Genomic DNA, 23,151 nt, shown 5'->3' with positions numbered 1-23,151 from the left:
ATTAGCTCACGAGTGAGTCCGGGGCTCCCGTCACCACGCAGTGGGTATGGCTGTAGATCGTCGGCATACACATGTTGCAGTGCGTGCACAGCGATTTGGTGGATCCCTTGGATTCCTCGGCCTTGATCCGGTTGAGCAGGTCCGGCTCGGCGAGCAGGGCGCGTCCCATAGCAACGAACTCGAAGCCCGCCGCCATCGCCCGGTCCATGGTCTCGCGGTTGGTGATGCCACCCAGAAGGATGATCGGCATGCTCAGCTCGGCGCGGAACTTCTCGGCGTCGCGCATCAGATATGCCTCGTGGTAAGGATACTCGCGGAAGAACTTGTTGCCGCTCATCCGGATGCCCCAGCTGATCGGGGGTTTGAAGTTCGCTGCGAACTCCTTGACCGGTGCACCCCCGCGGAACAGGTACATGGGGTTGACCAGCGAGCTGCCCGCGGTGAGCTCGATCGCGTCCAGCCCGCCGTCCTCCTCGAGCCACTTCGCGGTCTGCAGCGACTCGTCGATCGGGATGCCGCCGCGGACTCCGTCGCTCATGTTGAGCTTGGCGATGACGGCGATCTTCTTGTCGCCGTGCTTGTCGACGGCGTCGCGCACCGCGCGCACCACGCCGCGGGCCACCTTCGCGCGGTTCTCCAGCGATCCGCCGAACTCATCGGTGCGGCGGTTGATCAGCGGGGACAGGAACGAACTGGCCAGGTAGTTGTGGCCGAGGTGCACCTCGACGGCGTCGAAGCCCGAGTCGATGGCCAGCCGGGCGGCGTTGGCGTGGGCTTCGGTGACCTCGCGGATGTCGTCGATCGTGGCCTTCTTGGCGAACCGCATCGACAGCGGGTTGAAGAACCGTACCGGCGCCAGCGCCGTGGCCTTGTTGGTCCGGGAGTTGGCCACCGGCCCGGCGTGGCCGATCTGGGCGCTGATGGCCGCACCCTCGGCGTGGATGGTCTCGGTCAATTTGGTCAGTCCGGGCACGGCTTCGGGCCGCATCCAGATCTGCCAGCCATCGGTGCGGCCGCCGGGCGCCACCGCGCAGTAGGCGACGGTGGTCATGCCGACCCCACCGGCTGCGGGCAGCCGGTGATAGTTGATCAAATCCTCGGTGACCAGCGCGTCAGGAGTGGACGCTTCGAAGGTGGCGGCCTTGATGATGCGGTTACGCAGCGTCACGGGGCCGAGCTTGGCCTCACTGAAAACATCAGTGAACACATTGGGCTGAGTGTTCATAGGTGGAGCTTGCCACGCCACCTGACACAATGGCACCCGTGGGTGCGATTGTTTTGGACGGTAAGGCCACGCGTGACGAGATCTTCGTCGACCTCAAGCAGCGCGTAGCGAAATTGGCCGAAGCCGGCCGGACGCCGGGCCTCGGGACGGTGCTGGTCGGTGACGACCCAGGATCGCAGGCTTATGTGCGCGGCAAGCATGCCGACTGCGCCAAAGTCGGCATCAACTCGATCCGCCGCGACCTGCCTGCCGACATCACCCAGGCCCAGCTCGACGAGACGATCGACGAGCTCAACGCCAACCCGGACTGCACGGGATACATCGTGCAGCTGCCGCTGCCCAAGCACCTGGACGAGAACGCCGCGCTGGAGCGCATCGACCCGGACAAGGACGCCGACGGCCTGCACCCGACCAACCTCGGCCGGCTGGTGCTGGGCAAGGACGCGCCGCTGCCCTGCACCCCCCGCGGCATCGTGCACCTGCTGCGACGGTTCGAGGTGCCGATCGCCGGGGCGCATGTCGTGGTGATCGGCCGCGGCGTCACCGTCGGTCGGCCGATGGGCCTGCTGCTCACCCGACGTTCGGAGAACGCCACCGTGACGCTGTGCCACACCGGAACCCGCGATCTGCCGGCGTTGACCCGCCAGGCCGACATCATCATCGCTGCGGTCGGCGTACCGCACATGGTCACCGCGGACATGGTCAAGCCGGGCGCGGCCGTCGTCGATGTCGGCGTGAGCCGGGTGGACGGCAAGCTCACCGGTGACGTCGCGCCGGACGTCTGGGAGGTGGCCGGGCATGTATCACCCAACCCGGGCGGGGTGGGTCCGCTGACACGCGCCTTCTTGCTGACCAATGTCGTCGAGCTCGAAGAGTCGAAACTGGCGTGACAGCAAAGGAGTTCGTCCGCAAGGTGGTTGCCGGGCAGTGGCCGATCCTGGTGGTCGGGCTGATCTTTGTCGCGGCCTTCGCCTTGGTGGTGGCGGGCTATTGGCGGCGCGGCGCGCTGGTGATCGGCATCGGGGTGGGCGCGGCGGCGGCGCTGCGACTCGCGCTGACCGATGACCGGGCGGGCCTTCTGGTGGTGCGGTCGCGCACCATCGACTTCGCGACCACGGCGACGGTGAGTGCTGCGGTGCTCTACATCGCCTGGACCATCGATCCGCTGGGCACTTCATAGTTCCTCGCCGAGTGGCCAGTTGTTGCCCATGAATTGGGAAACCCGTGTCATAACTGGCGTTTCGGTACAGCTCCGGCGTCGGCGGAGTTGTCGTAGAAGCGCCGTCAGAAAAGTGCCTAGTAGGCAATATTGCTCAGTGGGCAATAATTGGCTACCGTGGTGGCATGACACCGGGACTGCGAGAGCGCAAGAAGCTCGACACGCGACGGGCGCTCAGCGATGCGGCGCTGACACTGGCGTTCGAGCGCGGGCTGGAGAACGTCACCCGCGAAGACATCGCCAATCTGGCTGGCGTCTCGCTGCGCACCTTCACCAACTACTTCTCCGGCAAGTACGACGCCTTGGCGTACCGGCAGCAGGAGCGCCTGCGCCGCAGCATCGACCTGTTCCGCTCGCGCCCGGCCGACGAACCGCTGTGGACCGCCATCACCGAATCGGTGGTCAATCCGGTGGACGCCGACATGTCCGACGTCTACGGTGTGGAGAACGCGCTGCCGACTCGCCGGCAGCTGGCCGAGGTCCGAAAATTGCTGATGATCCCGGAAATTCGCGACGCCACCTTCCGGGGGATGGTCGACGAGTGGGTGGCGGCGATCGCCGAGCGGACCGGCACCGACCCCGAACGCGACATGTATCCCCGGCTGGTGGCCGCCGTGGTGCGCGCGGTCGGCGATGTGGCGATGGACGAGTACGGGATCTCCGATCCGCCAGTGTCTTTCACGGCACTGCTGCGCCAAGGATTTGCGGCAGTAGCCGCAGGCCTGCCTGAACCAGGAAGGAACTCATGAACGAGAACAGGGTAGACGTCGTCATCTCCGGTGCCGGCCCCAACGGCCTGTTGGTGGCGGGGGAGCTGGCGCTGGCCGGGGTGCGGCCGGTGGTGCTCGAGCAACTGCCTGAGCCCAGCGCGGAACTCAAGGCCAATGGCATTGTCGGACAGGCCAACCGAGTGCTCGATCTGCGCGGGCTGTACCAGAGGCTCAACGGCACGGGCGCGGTGCCCGAGCCGATGAATGGCTACATCTTCGCCGGAATGCAGGTGCCGTTCGTCGATGTTGTCGACAACCCCATGTACGGCATGCTGATCCAGCAGCCCCAGGTGGTGCGTGAGCTGGTGGACTGGGTGCAGGGCCTGGGGGCTGAAATCCGTTGGGGACACGAACTCATCGACTTCGAACAGGGGCCCGAAGGCGTCGTCCTCCACGTCTCGGCGCCCGAGGGGGCCTACCGGTTGCCGGCCACCTACCTCGTCGGCGCCGACGGTGGCCGCAGTCCGGTGCGAAAGAAGGCCGGCATCGAGTTTCCCGGACTCACCACCGACGTCGTCGCGCGGGTGGCACACGTCAGCCTGCCCAGGGAACTGCGGACCGCGCCCGGGTGCATCGAAATCCCCGGGGTCGGACATATCCCATTCGGGCACAATCGGTTTGATGACGGAGTGCTCATCTATGCGGAATTCCAGGAGGGACGGTCCATGCTCGGAACCATCGAGTACGGTTCCGTTCTTCCCGACGACGCGCCGGAGCTGACGATCGACGAACTGCGCCAGAGCGTGATGCGCGTGGTGGGCGCCGACCTGCCGATCGAACCCCCGGCCGGGCCGGGGCCGCACGCGTTGCGGCGTATCAACGGCCAGAACACCCGCCAGGCCGCACAGTACCGTACCGGCAACGTCTTCCTGGTCGGCGATGCGGCCCACGTGCATTCGGCCATGGGCGGGCCAGGCCTGAACCTGGGCCTGCAGGATGCGATGAACCTGGGCTGGAAACTGGCCGCCACTGTGCAGGGCTGGGCGCCGGAGGGGCTGCTGGACAGCTACCACAGCGAGCGCTGGCCGGCCGGGCAGCGGGTGATGATGCACTCCATGGCCCAGGCTGCCCTGATGGCCGCCGGCCCCGAAGTCACGGCGCTGCGAACGCTTTTCGGTGAACTTCTGGCCACACCGGACGGCTCGACGCACATCGCCGGAGTATTAGCCGGTTCCGACGTTCGCTACGACGTGGGTGAGGGCCACCGGCTGTCCGGATACTTCATTCCCGATTTCGTGCTCGACGACGGCCGCCGTATTGCCGAGCTGTTGCGCACGGGCCGGCCGATGGTGCTCGACTTGTCTGCCGGCGCCTGCAGCGACATCGTGGACGGCTGGCGTGACCGCGTCGACGTGACGGTGACGACCGCAGCAGGTCGGCCCGCCGCCGCGATGCTTATCCGCCCTGACGGCTATGTCGCCTGGGCGGCAGACGAATTCGATGAAGGAGGGCTGCGGGCGGCGCTGGAACGCTGGTTCGGCTCGGAGGCCGAGTCGTCCGCGCTCAGCGCCTGAGGGCGCCTCAGCTTCAGCTTCTGCCTCAGCCTCAGCCGAGGGTGGCCCGGATCCCCACGGTGACATAGGGCAGCGCAAGCCCCGACGAGTTGGCCAGCGCCGGGTGGGTGGCCAGCAGTTCACGCACCTGCTCCAGCGTCCGGGTACGCACCTGCTCCGGTGAGGTGATGCAGTAGCTGCGCGAGGCCACGAGGTCGATGAGGGCCTGGGGTGTCAGGTAATTCGTCCACTCCACCTGGTGGCGTTCGATATCGCCGAACGGCTCGGCCAGCGTCACCTCACTGTTGAACGGATCGTGCTCTGGGCCGATGATCCGGCCCAGATCCTTGACCCATCCGGACCGTTCGTCGCGGGTGTTCCACACCAGGCCCAGCCGGCCGCCGGGGCGAAGCACCCGGCTGACCTCCTTGACGGCCCGCTCGGGGTCGAACCAGTGCCAGGCCTGCGCCACCAGCACAGCGTCGACGCTGTTGTCGGCCAGCGGGATCTCCTCGGCCGTACCCAGCAGCGCCGGGGTGTCCGGCAGTGAGTTCGACAGCAGCTCAAGCATTTCGGGGATGGGATCCACGGCGATCACGTCCAGTCCGCGCTCGACGAGCCGGGTGGTCAGCTTGCCGGTGCCTGCGCCCAGATCCAGCACATCGTGCGCACCCTCGGGAAGCAGCCAGTCGATCGCCTCCGGCGGATACGACGGCCGGCCGCGTTCGTAGGCTGCGGCTTCCGAGCCGAAGGACAGAGAACGCGCCTTGGGCGAGCTCACCGTGCTGCCAGCTCCAGCGTGCGGCGGATCAACTTGCCCACCACCTCCGTCTCGACCAGGAAGCTGTCGTGCCCATAGGCCGAGTCGACCACGTCCAGACCGTTGCAGCCGGGTAACAGCTCGGCCAGCTCCTGTTGTAGCCGGATGGGGTAGAGCCGGTCGGAGGTGATCCCACCGACGATGACGGGCACCGGACAGCTGCGCAGCGCACTGGTGACGCCGCCGCGGCCGCGGCCCACATCGTGGGTCGACAGCGCATCCGAGAGGACCACATAGGTGCCCGGGTCGAACCGGCGGGCCAGCTTGCCGCCCTGGTATTCCAGGTAGCTCTGCACTCCGTAGCGTCCGCCGGCAGCCGGATCCTCATCGCCTTGGGCGTCGTTGCGGAAACGCTCGTCGAGCTCTTCCTCGCCGCGATAGGTCAGGTGCGCGAAGCGCCGGGCGATCTCCATGCCGGCCAGTGGGGCCCGGTCGGTGTCGTAGTAGTCCCCGCCCTGCCAGTCCGGGTCGGCCTTGATCGCGGCCACCTGGGTGCTCTGGGTACCGATCTGATCGGCCGTGGCGCGGGCGCCGACCGCCAGCACCAGTCCGGTCCGAACTTCGTCGGGGTGTCCGACGAGCCATTCGAGGGCGCGGGCTCCGCCCATCGACCCGCCGATCACCGCGGCCACCTCGGTGATGCCGAAGGCGGCCAGGGCGGCCCGGTCGGCTGCGACCTGGTCGCGGATCGTGATCTGGGGAAACCGTGAGCCCCAAGGCTTTCCGTCGGGCGCAAGCGATCCGGGCCCGGTCGAGCCCTGGCAGCCGCCGAGCGCGTTGGTCGAGATCGCGCACCACTGGTCGGTGTCGATCGGGGCGCCCGGTCCGGCCACCCCGTCCCACCAGCCCGCGGTCGGATGGCCGTCGCCGGCCGGTCCGGTGACGTGGGAGTCGCCGGTCAGGGCGTGCAGCACCATCACCACGTTGTCGCGTGCGGGCGACAGTTTGCCCCAGCGCTGCACGGCGATCGACACGTCGGGCAGGACGGTGCCGTTCTCGAGCGTCAGCGCACCGATGTGCACGACGGTGGTCTCGCCTTCGGCGGGCAACGGGAGGGTGGACACGGCCGGTTCTTCGGTGATCGTCATGGCGGTCTTCTCTGGCCGTCCTACACCGTCGCCGCAGTCTGCGGTACGCCGCTGAACGGGCGGGCGGCGGCGAACCCCTGCTCCAGGTCGGCCAGGATGTCGTCGATGCCCTCGATGCCGACGGCCAACCGCACCAGACCGGGCGTGACACCGGTGGACAGCTGTTCGGAGGGGGAAAGCTGCTGGTGGGTCGTCGAGGCCGGGTGGATGACGAGCGAGCGCACATCGCCGATGTTGGCGACGTGGCTGTGCAGGGTCAAGGCGTTGACGAAGGCCTTGCCCGCTTCCACACCTCCGGCCAGCTCGAAGGCCAGCACGGCGCCGGCGCCCTTGGGCGCGATCGTGCGGCCCAGCTCGTACCAGGGTGAGCTGGGGAGTCCGGCGTAGTTCACCGAGGTCACATCGGAATGTCCGGCGAGGTACTCGGCGACCTTCTGTGCATTGGCCACGTGGCGTTCAACACGCAGGGACAGCGTTTCCAATCCCTGCGCGATCAAAAAGGCGTTGAAGGGGGAGATCGCGCTGCCCAGGTCACGCAGCAGCTGCACGCGCGCTTTCAGGGCATAGGCCGGTGCGCCGAGCTCGGCGAAGACCACGCCGTGGTAGCTGGGGTCCGGGGTGGTGAACCCGGGGTGGCGGCCCTGGGTCCAGTCGAAGTTGCCGCTGTCGACGATTACGCCCGCGATCGCCGAGCCGTGCCCGCCCAGGTATTTGGTGGCCGAGTGCACCACGATGTCGGCCCCGAGCGCGATCGGCTGGATCAGGTACGGGGTGGCGATGGTGTTGTCGACGATCAGTGGGACGCCGTTGTCGTGTGCCACCGCGGATACGTTCGGGATGTCGAGGATGTCGATCTGGGGGTTGGAGATGGTCTCGGCGAAGAACGCTTTGGTGTTGGGCCGTACCGCGGCCCGCCAGCTGTCGAGATTGTCCGGGTCCTCGACGAAGCTGACCTCGATGCCCAGCTTGGGCAGCGTGTAGTGGAACAGGTTGTAGGTGCCGCCGTACAGGCGCGGGCTGGACACGATGTGGTCGCCGGCGCCGGCCAGGTTGAGGATGGCGAACGTCTCGGCCGCCTGACCCGAGGACAGCAGCAGTGCGGCCACGCCGCCTTCGAGCGCGGCGATGCGCTGCTCGACGACGTCGGTGGTGGGGTTCATGATCCGGGTGTAGATGTTGCCCGGCTCGGCCAGGCCGAACAGCGCGGCGGCGTGGTCGGTGCTGTCGAAGGTGTAGGAGGTGGTCTGGTAGATCGGCAGGGCCCGGGCCTTGGTGGCGGCGTCGGGAGTCTGACCGGCGTGGACCTGCTTGGTCTCGAACGACCAATTGGCGGCGACGTCGGGGTTTGTCATGGCTGGGGTGTCTCCTCCGTGAAGGGGATGAGGAAGGCAGGGCGTGTGGTCGGCTACCGGGCGCCGGGCTTGTCGTCGATCACGACGGGCCGACGCATTGGGTTCACGGACACATACACATGGCTGGCCTCCATCAGGTTTCCCTGTCTGTCTGGGGGCCCGTACCTTCGGACCCGCGCTTGCCTTACAGCCGCGAACGACTGCTCAACCTGGTCATCACCCGGGGCACCCCACCGCGGTTGGAGGGTTGCCGGCCAGCAAGCCGGGGCTTGATGCTGACACTCATGACCGGCCTGCAGCTTATCGCAACGCGCTGAGGCCATGCCAGTCGGTTCTGCGGGGTGTTTGCCCGTTTTGTGCGACCGGGACTGAAACACGTTCAGTTCGGCGGGCCGGTGAAGGTGTCGGACGCCTGAACACAAGCCAAAGTTACTGGTCAGTAATGAAAGCTGCCCCTTCGAGGCGGTGCCCGTCCTTGTAGTCTGGCCGCGACACAAGAGCAGCGAATAACCACGAGTGACAACGAGTGATCCTCGTCGAACCGAGACTGACGCCGGGAGAGCAACCATGACTGCCCAGCAGCCGACCATCATCTACACGCTGACCGACGAGGCGCCGCTGCTTGCGACGTACTCCTTCTTGCCGATCATCCGCGCCTTCGCGGAGCCGGCGGGTATCGATATCCAGACGAGTGACATCTCGGTGGCGGCGCGCATCCTGGCCGAATTCGGCGACTGTCTGACCGACGAGCAGAAGGTTCCGGACAACCTCGGTGAGCTGGGCCGTCTCACTCAGCTGCCCGAGACCAACATCATCAAGCTGCCCAACATCAGTGCCTCGGTCCCGCAGCTCACGGCCGCGATCAAGGAACTACAGGAGAAGGGTTACGCGGTCCCCGACTACCCGGGGGATGCCAAGACCGACGAGGAGAAGGCGATCCGTGATCGCTACTCGAAGATCCTCGGTAGCGCGGTGAACCCCGTTCTGCGCGAAGGCAACTCGGACCGCCGCGCCCCCAAGGCCGTCAAGGAGTACGCGCGCAAGCATCCGCACAGCATGGGCGAGTGGTCGCAGGCCTCGCGGACCCACGTGGCCACCATGAAGACCGGCGACTTCTACCACGGTGAGAAGTCGATGACGCTGGACAAGGCTCGCAATGTCCGGATGGAGCTGGAGACCAAGGGCGGCGAGACCATCGTCCTCAAGCCCGAGGTCAAGCTCGACGAGGGCGACGTCATCGACAGCATGTACATGAGCAAGAAGGCCCTGATCGAGTTCTACGAGGAACAGATCGAGGACGCCTACAAGACGGGCGTGATGTTCTCGCTGCACGTCAAGGCGACCATGATGAAGGTCAGCCACCCGATCGTGTTCGGCCACGCGGTCAAGGTCTTCTACAAGGACGCCTTCGCCAAGCATCAGAAGCTGTTCGACGAGCTCGGCGTCAACGTCAACAACGGTCTGTCTGATCTCTACAGCAAGATCGAGGCGCTGCCCGCCTCGCAGCGTGAGGAGATCGTCGAGGACCTGCACCGCTGCCATGAGCACCGGCCCGAGCTGGCCATGGTCGACTCGGCCAAGGGCATCTCGAACTTCCACTCGCCGTCCGATGTCATCGTCGATGCGTCGATGCCGGCGATGATCCGCCTCGGCGGAAAGATGTACGGCGCCGACGGCCGCACCAAGGACACCAAGGCGGTCAACCCGGAGTCGACGTTCTCCCGGATGTACCAGGAAGTGATCAACTTCTGTAAGACTCACGGCCAGTTCGACCCGACCACGATGGGCACGGTGCCCAACGTCGGTCTGATGGCGCAGAAGGCCGAGGAGTACGGCAGTCACGACAAGACCTTCGAGATCCCGCAGGCCGGTGTCGCCAAGATCGTCGACATCGATTCCGGTGAGGTGCTGCTGAGCCAGGACGTCGAAGAGGGCGACATCTGGCGGATGCCGATCGTCAAGGACGCCCCGATCCGCGACTGGGTCAAGCTGGCCGTCAACCGGGCTCGGTTGTCCGGTATGCCTGCCGTGTTCTGGCTCGATGACGAGCGTCCGCACGAGAACGAGCTGCGCAAGAAGGTCAAGGCCTACCTCAAGGAAGAGGACACCGAGGGCCTGGAGATCACGATCCTGCCGCAGGTGTGGGCCATGCGCTACACCCTGGAGCGGCTGATCCGCGGCCAGGACACGATCTCGGTGACCGGCAACATCCTGCGTGACTACCTGACCGACCTGTTCCCGATCCTGGAACTGGGCACCAGCGCCAAGATGCTCTCGATCGTGCCGCTGATGGCCGGCGGCGGGCTGTACGAGACGGGTGCCGGCGGCTCGGCCCCCAAGCACGTGCATCAGCTGGTGGAGGAGAACCACCTGCGCTGGGATTCGCTCGGCGAGTTCCTCGCCCTGGGCGCCAGCCTGGACGACTTGGGCAACAAGACCGACAACGCCAAGGCCAAGGTGCTCGCGGCCGCGCTGGACACCGCGACCGGAGAGTTGTTGAACGAGAACAAGTCTCCCTCGCGCAAGACCGGCGAGCTGGACAACCGCGGCAGCCAGTTCTACCTCGCGCTGTACTGGGCGCAGGCGCTGGCCGAGCAGACCGAGGACAAGGAGCTGGCCGCGCACTTCGCGCCGCTGGCCAAGGCCCTCGGCGAGCAGGAGCAGGCCATCGTCTCCGAACTCAATGCGGCCCAGGGCAAGCCGGCCGACATCGGCGGCTACTACTACCCGGACCCGGAGAAGACCGCTTCGGTGATGCGTCCGAGCAAGACGCTCAACGATGTGCTGGGGGCCGCCGAGAAGGCATAACCTCCGTCAGCCCGTCGCTCGGGCCTGGCCGATGTGCGGGTCGACGAACTCGGTGATCACCCGGGTGATGGTGTCGGGTGCCTCGAACATCGGGACGTGCCCGACACCCTTGAGCGTGGTGACGACGGCGTCCGGCGCCAGGCTTCTGGTGAAGTGCCGGGTGAATCGCGGCGCTGGCAGCACCCGGTCCTTCTCGCAGATGACGAGCTGGGTCGGGGTTCGCGAATCGGCGATCTCCATCAGCCCGGCGGTGGTCAACGCCTTGACCATGAGTTTGAAGTAGGCCGGGCAATGTGCCAGGTCGTCGATCAGATCGCGGCGGTCGCTGTCGTTGAGCACGTCGGGGGTAGCGCTCACGGCGACATATGAAATCTGCTTGGTCAGTGGGAGTTTCAGCAGCTGCTGACGCAACACCGCGGTGGAGAGCACGATCGGCAGCGCTGCCATGAACTTGGCGATGATCTCGTACTTCGCCAGCGTGTGCATCGACCAGCCGCCGGCCGGGGCGATGCCGGTCAGGGTGCGGGCCCGGCCGCGCCGTTCCAGTTCGAAGGCCACCCAGCCGCCCAGGGAATTGCCGACGATGTGCGCGGTGGTCCAGCCGAGTTCGTCGAGCCGGCGTTCGACATCGTCGGCCAGTGCCGCGACGTCGAGGAGCAGGGGTGCATGCGCGCCACCGTGGTGGCCGGCCATGGTGGGGGCGAACACGTCGTAACGGCCGGTCTGGGCGAGTTGCGGCGCGACGTATTTCCATACGCTCTGCGACAACAGGAACGGGTGCAGCAGCAGGATCGGATCGCCGTCGGGAGTGCCGAGGTGGATGGGTGCACGTTCAGCCATGCCGCCAGACACTAAGGTGATACCTGCGGTACCGCAAGGCCCTGTCGGTGCCGATCGGTAGGGTCTGGGCCGTGGCATCTCCGGGACCTCTGACCGTCAGCACCATCAACGTCAACGGTATTCGCGCAGCGGTCAAGCAGCGCTCCACCGATAACCTCGGCCTGCTGCCGTGGCTCAAGGAAACCGAGGCCGACGTGGTGTGCCTGCAGGAGACGCGGGCCGACGATGAGCAGCTCAACGATGCCTTGGCGCCGGCTTTGGCCGACGGCTGGAACCTGGCCTCGGCCGTTCCGCATGTCAAGGGCCGCAACGGGGTTGCGGTGTTGTCCCGGCATCCCATCGAGGCGGCTCGGCTGCTGGTTTCTGAAGAGTTCGAGACGCACGGGCGCTACCTCGAGGTGGATACCGCCGGCGTGACAGTGGCCAGCGTGTATGTCCCCACCGGGGAAGCCGAGACGGATCGTCAGCTGGAGAAGGAACGGTTCATGGCCACGATCGCCGCCCGGATGGCCGAGCTGCACGGACGCGACGCGGTGCTGTGTGGTGACTGGAACATCGCGCACACCGAGAACGACATCAAGAACTGGAAGGGCAACGTCAAGAAGGCCGGCTTCCTGCCCAGTGAGCGGGCCTGGCTCACCGAGCTGCTGGGCACCGGCTGGGTGGACGTGGTGCGGGTGCTGCATCCCGATGTGGCCGGGCCCTACAGCTGGTGGTCCTGGCGCGGTAAGGCGTTCGACAATGATGCCGGCTGGCGTATCGACTATCACCTGGCCAGCCCGACGCTGGCGGTCAAGGCCACTTCTGCGCGGGTGGACCGGGCCGAGCTGTACGCGTTGCGGTGGTCGGATCATTCACCCGTGACGGTCTGTTACGGCTGAGCGCCGACGCACCGATCGCGCGTTTGGTTCGCCAAGAACTGGATTTATCGGGGACAATTTGCGGTGGAGGTGGCGACGTTGCATGAAGTGGTCGAGTCGAAACGGCATGAGGTCGAGTTGTTGTGTCGTGAGCTCTCGGTTCGTCGGCTCGATGTGTTTGGTTCTGCCGTCGGGGATGCGTTCGACGCCGAGTCCAGTGATCTCGACGTTCTCGTCGAGTTCGGCGAAGCGGCTGGCGTCGACTACTTCGACCATTACTTCTCGCTAAAGGAAGGTCTGGAACGGATATTCGGACGTTCGGTCGATGTCGTGACGGTGTCAAGCATCAAGAACCCGTACTTCAAGAAAGATGTGATGAGGACGCGGGAAGCGCTGTATGCCGCGTGACGCGAGGAAGTACCTGTGGGACGCTCGGCAAGCGGTGATGCTGGTCCGTCAGTTCAGCGATGGAAAGACATTCGCTGATTACCAGGCTGATGCATTCCTGCGTTCTGCGGTTGAACGTCAACTTGAGATAGTTGGTGAAGCGCTCAATCAATTGTCCAAAGCAGACAAGGTCATTTCGGCGCAGATTCCGGAGCTCTCACGGATAGTGGCCTTTCGGAACATCCTTATTCATGGGTACGCCGATGTTGACGATGCATTGGTGTGGCAAGTAATCGTCGACAAACTCCCGGAGTTGGAGAACGTCCTTCGTTACCTTCTTCCTGGGCAGCAATAGCTACGTCTGACGCCAGCCTGGCGTACGGCCAAGGTGCAACAGAATCTTCTCGAAATCTGTTGCCGCCGAGGCGTTGATGGCCCGGTCGAACGGCGAGGCTGTGCTGTCGCGGAAGTCGCCGTCGGGGATCGCCGTCACCAACGGCACCAACGCGGTGACCACGTCGGCCGGTAGTTCGTAGGGCGTGCCGAGAGCGGCGGCGACATCCCACCCGTGCACGGCGTAGTCCACGAAATGGAACCCGATCACCAACGCGCCCGGGAACGTCGCATCCGGGCCGAACTCCGGTAGTGCAAGCGTCGCCTCCATGACCCCGTCGGCGGCGAAGGCGTCGAGCACGTCGTGGGCGGCCGCGGCGTATGCGCCGCACGGGTCGGCGCGTACGGCGTCAGCCACGGCCGTGACCTCCCACGCGGACTGATCGGCGCCGTGTCCGCGGGCTGCGGCGGCGAACCCGCGGTGCTGCACGGTCATGTGGGCGAGCAGATCGGCCACCGTCCACCCGGCGCAGGGCGTGGCCCGGTCCAGGTCGGAGGTGCCGACAGTGTCGACGACATCGATCGATTGCAGAACAACGGTGCGGTGAAGGGGGCGGAGATCGGTCTCAATAGTAGGCATGCGCTTATGATAAGCGTGAGCACATCATATCGCAACGCTTACGCTGACCCGGTGTCTCGACGCCCCGATCTGGCGGCCATGCTTGCCCCGTTGCTGCGGGAGCTGATCGCCGCCGAACAGCCGATACTCGATGCCCACGGCGTGTCGATGTGGGGTTACGTTGTCCTGCTCGCACTCGACCGGTCCTCGGTCCGGACCCAAGCGGCACTGGCCGAGGCGATCGGTGCCGACAAGACGCGCATCATCCGCACCCTCGATGACCTGCAACGGCAAGGCTTCATCGAGCGTGAGGCCGATCCCGACGACCGCCGGGTGCGGCTGTTGGCCATCACCGACGCGGGCCGCGCGGTCAAGGATGCGGTCCAGCGGGAGATCCAGCGTGGGGAGGAGCGGTGGCTGGGCGAGCTGGCCGCCGATGATCGCAAAGTGTTCCTGCGGGTGCTGCAGCAGCTGGCCCCTGAACAAACCTGATGACGTCAGTGCGAAAATCAGAAGATCATGAGTAGCGGAAGCAAACAGGTCGTATTCTCGGGCGCCCAGCCCACCTCCGACTCCCTGCACCTCGGCAATGCCCTGGGTGCCGTCACGCACTGGGCGCAGCTGCAGGACGGCTACGAGGCGTTCTTCTGCGTCGTCGACCAGCACGCCATCACCGTGCCGCAGGACCCCGAGACCTTGCGCCGTCGCACGCTGGTGACGGCCGCGCAATACCTGGCGCTGGGCATCGACCCGACGCGCAGCACCGTATTCGTCCAGAGCCACGTCCCGGAGCACAGCCAATTGGCCTGGGTGCTGGGATGTTTCACCGGCTTCGGCCAGGCCTCGCGGATGACACAGTTCAAGGACAAGTCGACCAAGCAGGGGGCCGACGCCACCACCGTGGGCCTGTTCACCTACCCGGTGCTGATGGCCGCCGACGTGCTTCTCTACGACACCGATCTCGTCCCGGTCGGCGAGGATCAACGCCAGCACCTGGAACTGGCTCGCGACCTTGCGCAGCGATTCAACGCGCGGTTCCCGGACACCTTCGTGGTGCCCGAGGCCATGATCCCCAAGACCACCGCCAAGATCTACGACCTGCAGGATCCGTCGGCGAAGATGAGCAAATCGGCAGCCACCGACGCCGGGCTGATCAGCCTGCTCGATGATCCGAAGGCTACCGCCAAGAAGATCCGCTCGGCGGTGACCGACAGCGAGCGTGAGATCCGGTTCGATCAGGTGAACAAGCCGGGCATCTCGAACCTGCTGACCATCCAGTCGGCGGTGACCGGTGCCGACGTCGACAAGCTGGTCGAGGGCTATGCCGGCCGCGGCTACGGCGACCTCAAGAAGGAGACCGCCGAAGCAGTGGTGGAGTTCGTCACGCCGATCAAGACCAGGGTGGATGAATTGCTGGCCGATCCGGCTGAGCTCCAGTCCGTTCTGGCCGCCGGGGCACAACACGCCCGCGAGGTCGCGGGGAAGACCCTCGCTCGGGTTTACGACAGGATAGGGTTTCTCCAGCAAACGTCGTAAACACCGGGGAGGGGTTGACGGTGGACGAGCCGGAGAAGCCGGGATTGCTGGATCGGATGCGGGCGCGCTTTCCCTGGTTCGACCATGTGATGCGGGCGCAGGAGCGCTATAGCGACTGCAATGGCAACTTCTACGCCGCCGGCATCACGTATTTCACGATCTTCGCGCTCTTCCCGCTACTGATGGTCGGGTTCGCCGCCGGCGGCTTTCTGCTGGCCAGTCGGCCTGACCTGATGTCGGAAATCGAGGAGCGGATCCGTGACGCGGTGTCCGGCGACCTCGGCCAGCAACTGATAACGCTGATGGACTCCGCCATCGACTCCCGCGGCACGGTCGGTGTCATCGGGCTCGCGACCGCCGCATGGGCGGGGCTGGGCTGGATGGCCAACCTGCGTGCCGCGCTCACCCAGATGTGGGAGCAGCACCCCACCGAATCAAACTTCGTCCGTTCCAAACTCTCGGACTTGGTGGCCCTGATCTCTGCGTTTCTGGCGATGGTCATCACGATCGCGCTGACCGCACTCGGAGATCCCGCCCTGATGCGTAAAGTCCTGCACTGGATGGGCATTCAGGACATCGTCGCGTCCGTCGGCGGGCTGCGCGTGTTGTCGATCCTGGTGTCGGTGGGCATCTCATGGATGCTGTTCACCTGGATCATCTCTCGGTTGCCGCGCGAGGCCGTGCCGTTTCGTAGTGCGCTGCGAGCCGGGCTGCTGGCCGCCGTGGGTTTCGAGATCTTCAAACAGGTGGCGTCGATCTACCTGCAGTCGGTTCTGAACGGTCCTGCCGGTGCGACATTCGGGCCGGTGCTGGGGTTGATGGTGTTCGCCTACGTGACCGCCAGGCTGATCCTGTTCGCGACGGCGTGGGCGGCCACCACCAGGGAGAGCCTGGCCGCTGCACCGGTGCCACCACCGGAGCCTGCGCAGATCGTCACGCGCGTGCAGGTCCACGAGGGGGTCGGGGTGTCCGGAGCCTTGGCTGCAGCTGCCATGGGAGCGGTTGGGGCGCTGGGGCTTTCGAGGCTGCTGCGGCGCTAGGTGCGGTGCTAGGTGCGGCGCGGGCCCGCGCCTTTGTCACGCCAGAGTGGCGCCGGAGGTCGACAGCCACGCTGGCGTGACAAAGCGGGGGCCGAAAGACGCCTAGTGTGTGACGACTTTCAGCCCGACGATGCAGCCGACGACCCCGAGCATGAGCAATACCTTGATCACCGAGGCGGATTCGGCGCCGGTCACCATGGCGAAGCCGACAGTGAGCACCGCGCCGATGCCCACCCACACGGCATAGCTGGTGCCGGGCGGCAGGCTGCGCATTGCGATGGCCAGTCCGATCATCGACAGGGTGAGCGCCACGAGGAACACGAGTGACGGAAACGGGCGGGTGAAACCTTCGGTCTTGCTCAGGGCGGTCGCCCAGACCGCTTCGAGAACACCGGAAACGACGAGAATCAGCCAAGCCATGGCACACCTCCAAACATCCCGTCTTTTCGCTGGCCGGGTACGGGTGTGCCTCGTCCGGTGCCGTGTGCTGGCATTGTCGATTGTAACAACGACGTAACATTGCAGGCTGTGAGCTTGGCAACCACGTGGTCTCGGTCGATCGGCATCGACGCCCCCATCGTCAACGCGCCCATGGGTGGCGCGGCAGGAGGTCGGTTGGCCGCGGCGGTCTCGGCCGCGGGGGGCTTGGGCATGGTGGGGATGGGCAGCTCGGCCACCGCCGAGCAGTTGACCGCCGAGTTGGCCCTACTCGATGGCCAGCGGTTCGGAATCGGGTTGGTGCACTGGGTTGCCCAGGACCGGCCGGACCTGTTCGAGGTTGCCCTGGCCGCCCGGCCCGCATTGCTCAGCGTGAGTTTTGGAGAGGACTGGGCCTGGGTGCGTCGGGCCCACGACGCGGGCCTGACGGTGACAACCCAGGTGGCCACGGTCGACGCTGCCCGGCGCGCGGTGGATGCCGGGGTCGACGTCGTGGTGGCGCGCGGGGCCGAAGGTGGTGGCCACGGTGAGCCGACGGTCGGCACCCTGCCGCTGCTGGCCGAGGTGCTCGACACCGTCGACGTACCCGTGCTGGCCGCCGGCGGAATCTCGTCGCCACGTGCGGTGGCCGCGGTGCTGGCCGCCGGGGCGGCGGCGGCTTGGGTCGGCACGGCATTCGCGGCATGTGCCGAGGCGCTGACGCCATCGGCGGCGCGCGACGCCCTGCTGGCCGCGCAGAGCGAGTCCACCGAGCTGACCACCGCGTATGACGTCGCAGCCGGATACCGTTGGCCCGCAAGCATTCCGGAGCGCGTCCTGCGCGGGTCGCCCGTGAACGCGGGACAGGGGGTGGGTCTGGTGACGGCTTCGGACGGCGCGGCCGAGATCCTTCGATCGCTGTGCGACGGGGCAGAACAGCTACTTGGACAGTGGCGTTGACCGGGCCTGCCGAACCGCCGAGAGCGGCGGCGGTTCGGCACGCCCCGCGTGTATTTAACTAGATCGGCAATTACTTGTCAGTGTATTGGGCAAATTCATGATCAGTTGCTCGGTGCATCGTCCACGCTGCGGCTTTGTCGCGAAAACGTGGTTTGCGAGGGCTCGATGGATCGCCGCCTTCAGCCGATACAGGGCGCCATCTCCGTGGCAAGCCGACGTCGGCGTTACGCGTGCTTGGCTTTCGCCGTACCTCGCTTCGCCTTCGCGATGAAGCGGACGATCAGCGCGGCCAGGACAACCATGAGAAACGGTCCGTAGAACTCCGTGTAGGTGACGCCCCGGCGCCAGTAGGCGATGAAGAAGGTGAACCAGATGACGTAGCTGCCGGTGACGTGCAGGTGCTTCCACGTCGAGTACGACATCCGTTTGGCGACACGGTCAAACGAGGTGATGGTCATCGCGATGATGAATCCGTAGGCGATGAAATCGAGGACGAAGACACCGTGCGGGGTGGGATCGACGACGCGGGTCTCGAACCGGTGTGAGTTCAGAACGATTGTCGTGACGATGAATCCGGCGTGGACCAAATGAGATCCGGCGAAGCCGACACCGAGATAGCGTCGGTTGCGGCGGATCCACCTGGTGGTGTCGTTCGGCCACAGCTGATAGAGCGACGACGCGGTGAAGGCGAGCAGGAAAAGTATCGCCGATGTGCGCGCGGTGATGCGGATGCCGAGGTTGGCTCCGTTGACGCCGCCCACCGCCCACGCCGCGATGGTGGAGCCGGCGGCGATCGCCACGATGAGCAACCACGTCAGTGTCCAGCCGGACAATGCGGACTTGAGTGGCGTGTGGCCGGCGGGTGTGGCGATCGCGGCATCGGATGATTTGATCGACACTTCTGAAGCTCTTCCTGCCGAATCGGGCATTGCCCCTGATTTCATGTCCTCAAGTCGAACATCGTGGAGTCATCGCGTCCAACGAACGTTTTCAATGATCGTCATCGACTACGCAGATGAGATCGCGGTAGCGGGTCAGCGAGCCGGGCGACGATTGAGCGAACGAGCGCCCATGATCAGCAGGAACACGATCACCGCGCCCACGATGGCCACACCGACCCGCACCGGCAGTGAGTCCGCCGGTGGCAGAACCGAAGCGGCCTGGGCGGCCGTCGGTTCGTCGGCCTTGGGTGTAGTCAAGGACGGATCGGGGTCGACGAGATTGCCGACCTTGGTGCCGGGCGCGGTGGCGAATCCGTAGTCGAGCAGGTGCGCGGCTTGCTCCCACGGCGCGATCGGGACGCGAGTGCCCTTCATGAGCACCGCCACCAGGCGCCGGCCATCACGATCGGCAGCGCCCACGAAGGTCTGCCCGGCATCGTCGGTGTATCCGGTTTTACCGCCGAGCGCGCCCGGATAGTTGTAGAGCATCTTGTTGTCGTTCTCGATGGGGTAGGGCGGATTGCCGTCCCGCCCCGGGAAGTCGTAGCTCTGCGTTGCAACGATGTCGGCGAACACCGGGTTCTGCCAGGCATAGCGGTAGAACAGCCCGATGTCGTAGGCCGAGGTGCTCATACCGGGGCCGTCCAGACCTGAAGGGGTGGCGGCGCGGGTGTCGCGGCCACCGAGCTTGCCGGCCAGGATGTTCAGTTTCTGCAGAGCGGGGTCCCAGCCGCCGAGTTGCATCGCCAGGGCATGCGCGGCGTCGTTGCCGGAGTGCATCAGCAACCCGTGCAACAGATCGTTGATCGTGTAGCGACCGCCGGGGCCGACGCCGACACGGGTACCCTCGGAGTTGGCGTCCTCCTGAGTGCCCGCCACCAGCTTGTTGAGGTTGAGTTCGTTGAGCGCGGCGGTGGCGGTGAGCACCTTGATGATGCTGGCCGGCCGGTGGCGCCCGTGTGGGTCTTTGGCGGCGATGATGTCACCGCTGTCCAGATCGGCGACCAGCCAGGCCTCGGCGGAGACGTCGTTGGGCAACGGCGGGGTGTCGGGAGCCGTGATCACGCCACAGCTTGAAAGCGCTTCACCGCCAATCGTCTTGGCAGGTACCGGTAGCGGGCCGGGGGCGACCTCGCCGGGCTTGGGCACCTCGGAGGCGTCCACCGCCGGAGGCGTGGTCACCTTGTAAGGGCATTCCGGGGCCGGGTCCGCGTGTGCGATACCGGCTGTCATCAGGGGTGCCGTCAGCATCGCCAGTGCCGCGAACGCAGACACGGCGCGCTGGGTAGTCCTCCGCAAGGTCGCCATCGTGACCGAAGATTAGGCGACGAGGACCGGTTTTCGGGTTTGCCACGCTGTGACGTGTGTGGTTTGTGTGACAATTGTTAACGTGCGGAAACCGCTAACCCAGGTCGCGAAGATCCGCATAGGCCAGCGCGGGGAAGGCGATCGTCGACATCCAGAGCCTGCCCGCCGATTCCACCACCCCGGTGACGGTGCCGAAGTCCGGACGCGCGGTCTGCACACCGGTGAGTACGTCGCCGGAATCGGCGTCGAACGCCAAAACCCACACTTGCGGCTGGATCTTGGGTTGAAGCCGATCGGGCAAATGCCACAAAAGCTTTCGTATTATCGGTGCGCGCGGCGCGAGCGCCTCCGCGGCGGCATTCGGTGCGGACACCATCGCCACCCAGATGCGGTCATCGGCACCGGTGGAGATGTTGTCCGGATAGCCGGGTAAATGCACGGCCAGTGGCGTCACCGTCCCGGCCTGTGGCCCGCTCAGCCAGTACTTCGACAGTCTCCTGCCCTGAGTTTCGGCGAACACCAACGCCGACCCGTCGGCGGTGACGGTGACACCGTTGGCGAAGTAGAGGCCGTCCAGCACAGTGGTCACGTTGCCGTCGGTACCCAGCCGGAACAAGCTGCCACGGCCGCGAGCCTCCATGATCGCCCCGGTGAAATGCTCGAAATGGAACTGGCTGGTGGACTCAGTGAAATAGATTGTGCCGTCTGCTGTTTCGGTGACATTCGAGCAGAACCGCAACGGCCTGCCGTCGATGTCCCGCACCAGGACATCCAACGCACCGGAGCCGGGGTCCAGCGCGAGCAGCCCACGGTGACTGTCGCAGATCAACACCCGTCCATCGTGGGCGACATGCATACCCAACGGGCGTCCACCGGTGTTGGCAACCACCGCTGCCACTCCGTCGGGGGACAACCGCACGATGCGCCCATCGACCAGGCCGGTCCATAGTTGTCCGGATGCGTCGACCACGACATCCTCGGGCCCTTCGCCCGGTACCGGCACGATGGTGAGTGTGGCTGGGCCGAAATTCGGCAGCTCGTCGATGGGAGGCGGAGTCCAACGGACCGGATCGATCGGGGGTTTACGAGCCACGCTGCCAGTCTGCCGCCGAAACGGCATTCCGGCAGAGAGTTACTCGAACTTGTTCTGCCGGAATGCCGTTTCGGTGCAGAGGGGCAAGAGTTACAACAGCTTTCCCGCCTCGGTGAGCACACCGTGCAGGATGTCGTAGATCGCGTCGAACTCGGCCTGCCCGCTGATCAGCGGCGGCGCCAGCTGGATCACTGGGTCGCCACGGTCGTCGGCACGGCAGTACAGCCCGGCCTCCCACAGCGCGGGCGTCAGGAAGCCGCGCAGCAGGCGTTCCGATTCCTCGTCGTTGAAGGTGGCCTTGGTCGTTTTATCCTTGACCAGCTCGATTCCGTAGAAGAAGCCCTCACCGCGGACATCGCCGACGATCGGCAGGTCGTAGAGCTTCTCCAACGTGGCCCGAAACGCCGGAGCGGCTTCCTTGACGTGGTCGTTGATGCCCTCACGCTCGAAGATGTCGAGGTTGGCCATGGCGACCGCGGCCGAAACCGGGTGTCCGCCAAAGGTGTAGCCGTGACCGAAGGTGGTCTTGCCGTCGTTGAACGGCTCGAACAACCGGTCGCTGGCCACCATCGCGCCCAGCGGCGAGTAGCCCGAGGTCAGACCCTTGGCGCTGGTGATGATGTCCGGCACGTAGCCGAAATCGTCGCAGGCGAACATCGAACCGATGCGGCCGTAGGCGCAGATCACCTCGTCGGAAACCAGCAGCACGTCGTACTCGTCGCAGATCTCGCGGACCCGCTCGAAGTATCCGGGCGGCGGCGGGAAGCACCCGCCGGCATTCTGCACCGGCTCGAGGAAGACCGCGGCCACGGTGTCGGGGCCTTCGAACTCGATGGCCTCGGCGATACGGTCCGCGCAGTATTGGCCGAAAACCTTTTCGTCGTGGGCGTATTCGGCCGGAGCTCGGTAGAAGTTGGTGTTCGGTGCGCGGAAGCCGCCGGGGGTCAACGGCTCGAACGGGGCCTTGAACGCCGGTATGCCGGTGATCGCCAGCGCGCCCTGCGGGGTGCCGTGGTAGGCGATGGCACGCGAAACCACCTTGTGCTTACCGGGTTTTCCGGTCAGCTTGAAGTACTGCTTGGCCAGTTTCCACGCGCTCTCGACGGCCTCACCGCCGCCGGTGGTGAAGAACACCCGGTTCAGATCACCCGGTGCGTAATTGGCGACGCGCTCGGCCAGTTCGATGGCCGGTGGGGTGGCGTAGGACCACAGCGGGAAGAAAGACAGTTTCTCGGCCTGCTTGGCCGCGGCTTCGGCAAGTTCTTTGCGGCCGTGGCCGACCTGGACGACAAAGAGGCCGGAGAGGCCGTCGATGTAGCTCTTGCCCTTGTCGTCGAAGATGTGGACACCCTCGCCGCGGGTGATGATCGGCGGAGTGATGCCCTCGCCGTGGCGGGCGAAGTGTCCCCACAGGTGGCGGTTGGCTTTGGCTCTCAGATCGGATTTTTCAGTGACACTCATCGAGTTCCCCAATTGTATTGCTGCTTAACAAGTTTCAGATAGACGAGGGTTTCGGTGGTTATCACTCCCGGCAGTGCTCGGATCTGGGTGTTGAGAAGTTCGAGCAGGCTGTCGTCGTCCTCGCAGACCACCTCGCAGATGGCGTCGAACGATCCTGCGGTCAGTACCACGTAGTCCACGGCATCGATGGCCGACAGTTTCTCGGCCAACTTCAGGGTGTCGCCGGTGCAGCGGATGCCGATCATCGCCTGCCGGGCGAACCCGAGTTGCAGCGGATCGGTCACCGCGACGATCTGCATGACGCCGGCGTCGACCATGCGCTGGACGCGTTGGCGCACCGCGGCCTCGGACAGGCCGACGGCCTTACCGATTCCGGCATACGAACGACGGCCGTCGGCCTGCAGCTTCTCGATGATCGCCTTCGACAGTTCGTCGAGCTGAAAGGCGGTGCGAGAATTGCTCACGCGCAGCGGAACGGCCTGAAGGTCGGGACCATCAGGGTTCGTCATGCACCGATTGTGCACGGAATCCGTCGTTTAGGGCAACTGATTCGATGAAATCCCTCGTTTGAACCGGGCCCA

The 23,151-nt window shown here is 65.6% G+C and carries 24 protein-coding genes and 2 riboswitches; of the genes, 12 read left to right on the top strand and 12 right to left on the bottom strand.

What is annotated here, in order from left to right; translation table 11 throughout:
* Position 1 precedes the first annotated feature (1 nt).
* Complete coding sequence (locus BKG60_RS26115) at positions 2-1,225, bottom strand: NADH:flavin oxidoreductase (protein ID WP_075910194.1); 1,224 nt, start codon at positions 1,223-1,225, stop codon at positions 2-4.
* Positions 1,226-1,263: 38 nt separating this feature from the next.
* Here BKG60_RS26115 and BKG60_RS26110 point away from each other — a divergent pair, with 38 nt between their 5' ends.
* The 4 genes from BKG60_RS26110 (at position 1,264) to BKG60_RS26095 (ending at position 4,728) form a co-directional block, all read left to right on the top strand.
* On the top strand, positions 1,264-2,115 hold the full coding sequence (locus BKG60_RS26110; RefSeq protein WP_075910292.1) for a bifunctional methylenetetrahydrofolate dehydrogenase/methenyltetrahydrofolate cyclohydrolase: 852 nt from the start codon (positions 1,264-1,266) through the stop codon (positions 2,113-2,115).
* Positions 2,112-2,405: a DUF3017 domain-containing protein gene (locus BKG60_RS26105; RefSeq protein WP_070187350.1), complete on the top strand. Its 294-nt coding sequence runs from the start codon at positions 2,112-2,114 to the stop codon at positions 2,403-2,405. Before BKG60_RS26110 ends, BKG60_RS26105 begins: the two co-directional genes overlap by 4 nt.
* A 164-nt stretch (positions 2,406-2,569) precedes the next feature.
* Positions 2,570-3,193, top strand: coding sequence for a TetR/AcrR family transcriptional regulator (locus BKG60_RS26100; protein WP_070945984.1), 624 nt, complete (start codon positions 2,570-2,572; stop codon positions 3,191-3,193).
* Positions 3,190-4,728 (top strand): FAD-dependent monooxygenase, encoded by a 1,539-nt coding sequence (locus BKG60_RS26095; RefSeq protein WP_075910193.1) that lies wholly within the window; start codon positions 3,190-3,192, stop codon positions 4,726-4,728. Before BKG60_RS26100 ends, BKG60_RS26095 begins: the two co-directional genes overlap by 4 nt.
* A 31-nt stretch (positions 4,729-4,759) precedes the next feature.
* Here the strand turns inward: BKG60_RS26095 and BKG60_RS26090 are convergent, their stop codons facing one another.
* Genes BKG60_RS26090 through BKG60_RS26080 form a run of 3 tightly spaced genes read right to left on the bottom strand, consistent with a single transcriptional unit; the run spans position 4,760 to position 7,967 of the window.
* Entirely contained in the window at positions 4,760-5,488 is a 729-nt protein-coding gene (locus BKG60_RS26090; RefSeq protein ID WP_075910192.1) for a class I SAM-dependent methyltransferase, read from the bottom strand.
* A complete protein-coding gene (gene metX, locus BKG60_RS26085; protein WP_075910191.1) occupies positions 5,485-6,615 on the bottom strand; it encodes a homoserine O-acetyltransferase MetX in 1,131 nt (376 codons plus the stop codon). Before metX ends, BKG60_RS26090 begins: the two co-directional genes overlap by 4 nt.
* A 20-nt stretch (positions 6,616-6,635) precedes the next feature.
* Positions 6,636-7,967, bottom strand: a complete 1,332-nt coding sequence (locus BKG60_RS26080; RefSeq protein WP_075910190.1) for a bifunctional o-acetylhomoserine/o-acetylserine sulfhydrylase — start codon at positions 7,965-7,967, stop codon at positions 6,636-6,638.
* 170 nt (positions 7,968-8,137) lie between these two features.
* Positions 8,138-8,257, bottom strand: a riboswitch (SAM riboswitch).
* A gap of 277 nt (positions 8,258-8,534) precedes the next feature.
* Here BKG60_RS26080 and BKG60_RS26075 point away from each other — a divergent pair.
* A complete protein-coding gene (locus BKG60_RS26075) occupies positions 8,535-10,775 on the top strand; it encodes an NADP-dependent isocitrate dehydrogenase (RefSeq protein WP_075910189.1) in 2,241 nt (746 codons plus the stop codon).
* A gap of 6 nt (positions 10,776-10,781) precedes the next feature.
* Here BKG60_RS26075 and BKG60_RS26070 read toward each other — a convergent pair whose 3' ends face one another.
* Positions 10,782-11,615 carry an alpha/beta fold hydrolase gene (locus tag BKG60_RS26070; protein WP_070187343.1) on the bottom strand — a complete coding sequence of 278 codons (834 nt, stop codon included), beginning with the start codon at positions 11,613-11,615 and terminating at the stop codon, positions 10,782-10,784.
* Positions 11,616-11,704: 89 nt separating this feature from the next.
* Here BKG60_RS26070 and BKG60_RS26065 point away from each other — a divergent pair, with 89 nt between their 5' ends.
* From BKG60_RS26065 to BKG60_RS26055, 3 genes are all read left to right on the top strand, one after another.
* Complete coding sequence (locus BKG60_RS26065) at positions 11,705-12,496, top strand: exodeoxyribonuclease III (protein WP_070187383.1); 792 nt, start codon at positions 11,705-11,707, stop codon at positions 12,494-12,496.
* An 87-nt stretch (positions 12,497-12,583) separates the two neighbouring features.
* Complete coding sequence (locus tag BKG60_RS26060) at positions 12,584-12,883, top strand: nucleotidyltransferase family protein (protein ID WP_234998372.1); 300 nt, start codon at positions 12,584-12,586, stop codon at positions 12,881-12,883.
* On the top strand, positions 12,873-13,217 hold the full coding sequence (locus BKG60_RS26055; RefSeq protein WP_070187342.1) for a HepT-like ribonuclease domain-containing protein: 345 nt from the start codon (positions 12,873-12,875) through the stop codon (positions 13,215-13,217). Before BKG60_RS26060 ends, BKG60_RS26055 begins: the two co-directional genes overlap by 11 nt.
* Here BKG60_RS26055 and BKG60_RS26050 read toward each other — a convergent pair whose 3' ends face one another.
* The gene (locus tag BKG60_RS26050; protein WP_070187341.1) at positions 13,218-13,835 is read right to left on the bottom strand and encodes a TIGR03086 family metal-binding protein; all 618 of its coding nucleotides are present in this window, start codon (positions 13,833-13,835) and stop codon (positions 13,218-13,220) included. It lies immediately after the preceding gene.
* Positions 13,836-13,841: 6 nt separating this feature from the next.
* Here BKG60_RS26050 and BKG60_RS26045 point away from each other — a divergent pair, with 6 nt between their 5' ends.
* From BKG60_RS26045 to yhjD, 3 genes are read left to right on the top strand one after another with little or no spacing between them, the layout of a single operon-like run.
* Positions 13,842-14,306, top strand: a complete 465-nt coding sequence (locus BKG60_RS26045; protein ID WP_075910188.1) for a MarR family winged helix-turn-helix transcriptional regulator — start codon at positions 13,842-13,844, stop codon at positions 14,304-14,306.
* Between the two features lie 27 nt (positions 14,307-14,333).
* On the top strand, positions 14,334-15,350 hold the full coding sequence (gene trpS, locus BKG60_RS26040; protein WP_075910187.1) for a tryptophan--tRNA ligase: 1,017 nt from the start codon (positions 14,334-14,336) through the stop codon (positions 15,348-15,350).
* 20 nt (positions 15,351-15,370) lie between these two features.
* Positions 15,371-16,390, top strand: coding sequence for an inner membrane protein YhjD (gene yhjD, locus BKG60_RS26035; protein ID WP_070187338.1), 1,020 nt, complete (start codon positions 15,371-15,373; stop codon positions 16,388-16,390).
* A 102-nt stretch (positions 16,391-16,492) separates the two neighbouring features.
* On the opposite strand, the gene BKG60_RS26030 is transcribed toward yhjD, so the two are convergent.
* On the bottom strand, positions 16,493-16,810 hold the full coding sequence (locus BKG60_RS26030) for a DMT family transporter (RefSeq protein ID WP_075910186.1): 318 nt from the start codon (positions 16,808-16,810) through the stop codon (positions 16,493-16,495).
* A gap of 12 nt (positions 16,811-16,822) precedes the next feature.
* Positions 16,823-16,887, bottom strand: a riboswitch (guanidine-III (ykkC-III) riboswitch).
* 31 nt (positions 16,888-16,918) lie between these two features.
* Between BKG60_RS26030 and BKG60_RS26025 the strand changes: the two genes are divergently transcribed.
* A complete protein-coding gene (locus BKG60_RS26025; protein WP_075910185.1) occupies positions 16,919-17,767 on the top strand; it encodes a nitronate monooxygenase in 849 nt (282 codons plus the stop codon).
* Between the two features lie 224 nt (positions 17,768-17,991).
* Here the strand turns inward: BKG60_RS26025 and BKG60_RS26020 are convergent, their stop codons facing one another.
* The 5 genes from BKG60_RS26020 to BKG60_RS26000 form a co-directional block, all read right to left on the bottom strand.
* Positions 17,992-18,666: a ferric reductase-like transmembrane domain-containing protein gene (locus BKG60_RS26020; protein ID WP_070187335.1), complete on the bottom strand. Its 675-nt coding sequence runs from the start codon at positions 18,664-18,666 to the stop codon at positions 17,992-17,994.
* Between the two features lie 135 nt (positions 18,667-18,801).
* On the bottom strand, positions 18,802-20,016 hold the full coding sequence (locus tag BKG60_RS26015) for a D-alanyl-D-alanine carboxypeptidase (RefSeq protein WP_070187334.1): 1,215 nt from the start codon (positions 20,014-20,016) through the stop codon (positions 18,802-18,804).
* A 94-nt stretch (positions 20,017-20,110) separates the two neighbouring features.
* Complete coding sequence (locus tag BKG60_RS26010) at positions 20,111-21,136, bottom strand: SMP-30/gluconolactonase/LRE family protein (protein WP_075910184.1); 1,026 nt, start codon at positions 21,134-21,136, stop codon at positions 20,111-20,113.
* Positions 21,137-21,199: 63 nt separating this feature from the next.
* The gene (locus BKG60_RS26005; RefSeq protein ID WP_070187332.1) at positions 21,200-22,570 is read right to left on the bottom strand and encodes an aspartate aminotransferase family protein; all 1,371 of its coding nucleotides are present in this window, start codon (positions 22,568-22,570) and stop codon (positions 21,200-21,202) included.
* The gene (locus tag BKG60_RS26000; protein ID WP_070187331.1) at positions 22,567-23,079 is read right to left on the bottom strand and encodes an Lrp/AsnC family transcriptional regulator; all 513 of its coding nucleotides are present in this window, start codon (positions 23,077-23,079) and stop codon (positions 22,567-22,569) included. The genes BKG60_RS26005 and BKG60_RS26000 overlap by 4 nt, the downstream gene beginning before the upstream one ends.
* Positions 23,080-23,151: the final 72 nt, after the last annotated feature.

Source organism: Mycobacterium syngnathidarum, from assembly GCF_001942625.1.
Taxonomy (GTDB): Bacteria; Actinomycetota; Actinomycetes; order Mycobacteriales; family Mycobacteriaceae; genus Mycobacterium; species Mycobacterium syngnathidarum.
The sequence above is the reverse complement of the archived record's forward strand: the minus strand, read 5'-3'. Positions and strand labels throughout refer to the sequence as shown.

Excerpts from the sequence above, each read along its gene's own strand:
- BKG60_RS26000 (WP_070187331.1), bottom strand. The coding sequence starts at position 23,079 with ATGACGAACCCTGATGGTCCCGACCTTCAGGCCGTTCCGCTGCGCGTG.
- BKG60_RS26015 (WP_070187334.1), bottom strand. The coding sequence starts at position 20,016 with ATGGCGACCTTGCGGAGGACTACCCAGCGCGCCGTGTCTGCGTTCGCG.
- BKG60_RS26055 (WP_070187342.1), top strand. The coding sequence starts at position 12,873 with ATGCCGCGTGACGCGAGGAAGTACCTGTGGGACGCTCGGCAAGCGGTG.
- BKG60_RS26070 (WP_070187343.1), bottom strand. The coding sequence starts at position 11,615 with ATGGCTGAACGTGCACCCATCCACCTCGGCACTCCCGACGGCGATCCG.
- BKG60_RS26080 (WP_075910190.1), bottom strand. The coding sequence starts at position 7,967 with ATGACAAACCCCGACGTCGCCGCCAATTGGTCGTTCGAGACCAAGCAG.
- BKG60_RS26005 (WP_070187332.1), bottom strand. The coding sequence starts at position 22,570 with ATGAGTGTCACTGAAAAATCCGATCTGAGAGCCAAAGCCAACCGCCAC.
- metX (WP_075910191.1), bottom strand. The coding sequence starts at position 6,615 with ATGACGATCACCGAAGAACCGGCCGTGTCCACCCTCCCGTTGCCCGCC.
- BKG60_RS26100 (WP_070945984.1), top strand. The coding sequence starts at position 2,570 with ATGACACCGGGACTGCGAGAGCGCAAGAAGCTCGACACGCGACGGGCG.
- BKG60_RS26095 (WP_075910193.1), top strand. The coding sequence starts at position 3,190 with ATGAACGAGAACAGGGTAGACGTCGTCATCTCCGGTGCCGGCCCCAAC.
- BKG60_RS26030 (WP_075910186.1), bottom strand. The coding sequence starts at position 16,810 with ATGGCTTGGCTGATTCTCGTCGTTTCCGGTGTTCTCGAAGCGGTCTGG.
- BKG60_RS26010 (WP_075910184.1), bottom strand. The coding sequence starts at position 21,136 with ATGCCGTTTCGGCGGCAGACTGGCAGCGTGGCTCGTAAACCCCCGATC.
- BKG60_RS26075 (WP_075910189.1), top strand. The coding sequence starts at position 8,535 with ATGACTGCCCAGCAGCCGACCATCATCTACACGCTGACCGACGAGGCG.
- BKG60_RS26050 (WP_070187341.1), bottom strand. The coding sequence starts at position 13,835 with ATGCCTACTATTGAGACCGATCTCCGCCCCCTTCACCGCACCGTTGTT.
- BKG60_RS26045 (WP_075910188.1), top strand. The coding sequence starts at position 13,842 with ATGATAAGCGTGAGCACATCATATCGCAACGCTTACGCTGACCCGGTG.
- BKG60_RS26115 (WP_075910194.1), bottom strand. The coding sequence starts at position 1,225 with ATGAACACTCAGCCCAATGTGTTCACTGATGTTTTCAGTGAGGCCAAG.
- trpS (WP_075910187.1), top strand. The coding sequence starts at position 14,334 with ATGAGTAGCGGAAGCAAACAGGTCGTATTCTCGGGCGCCCAGCCCACC.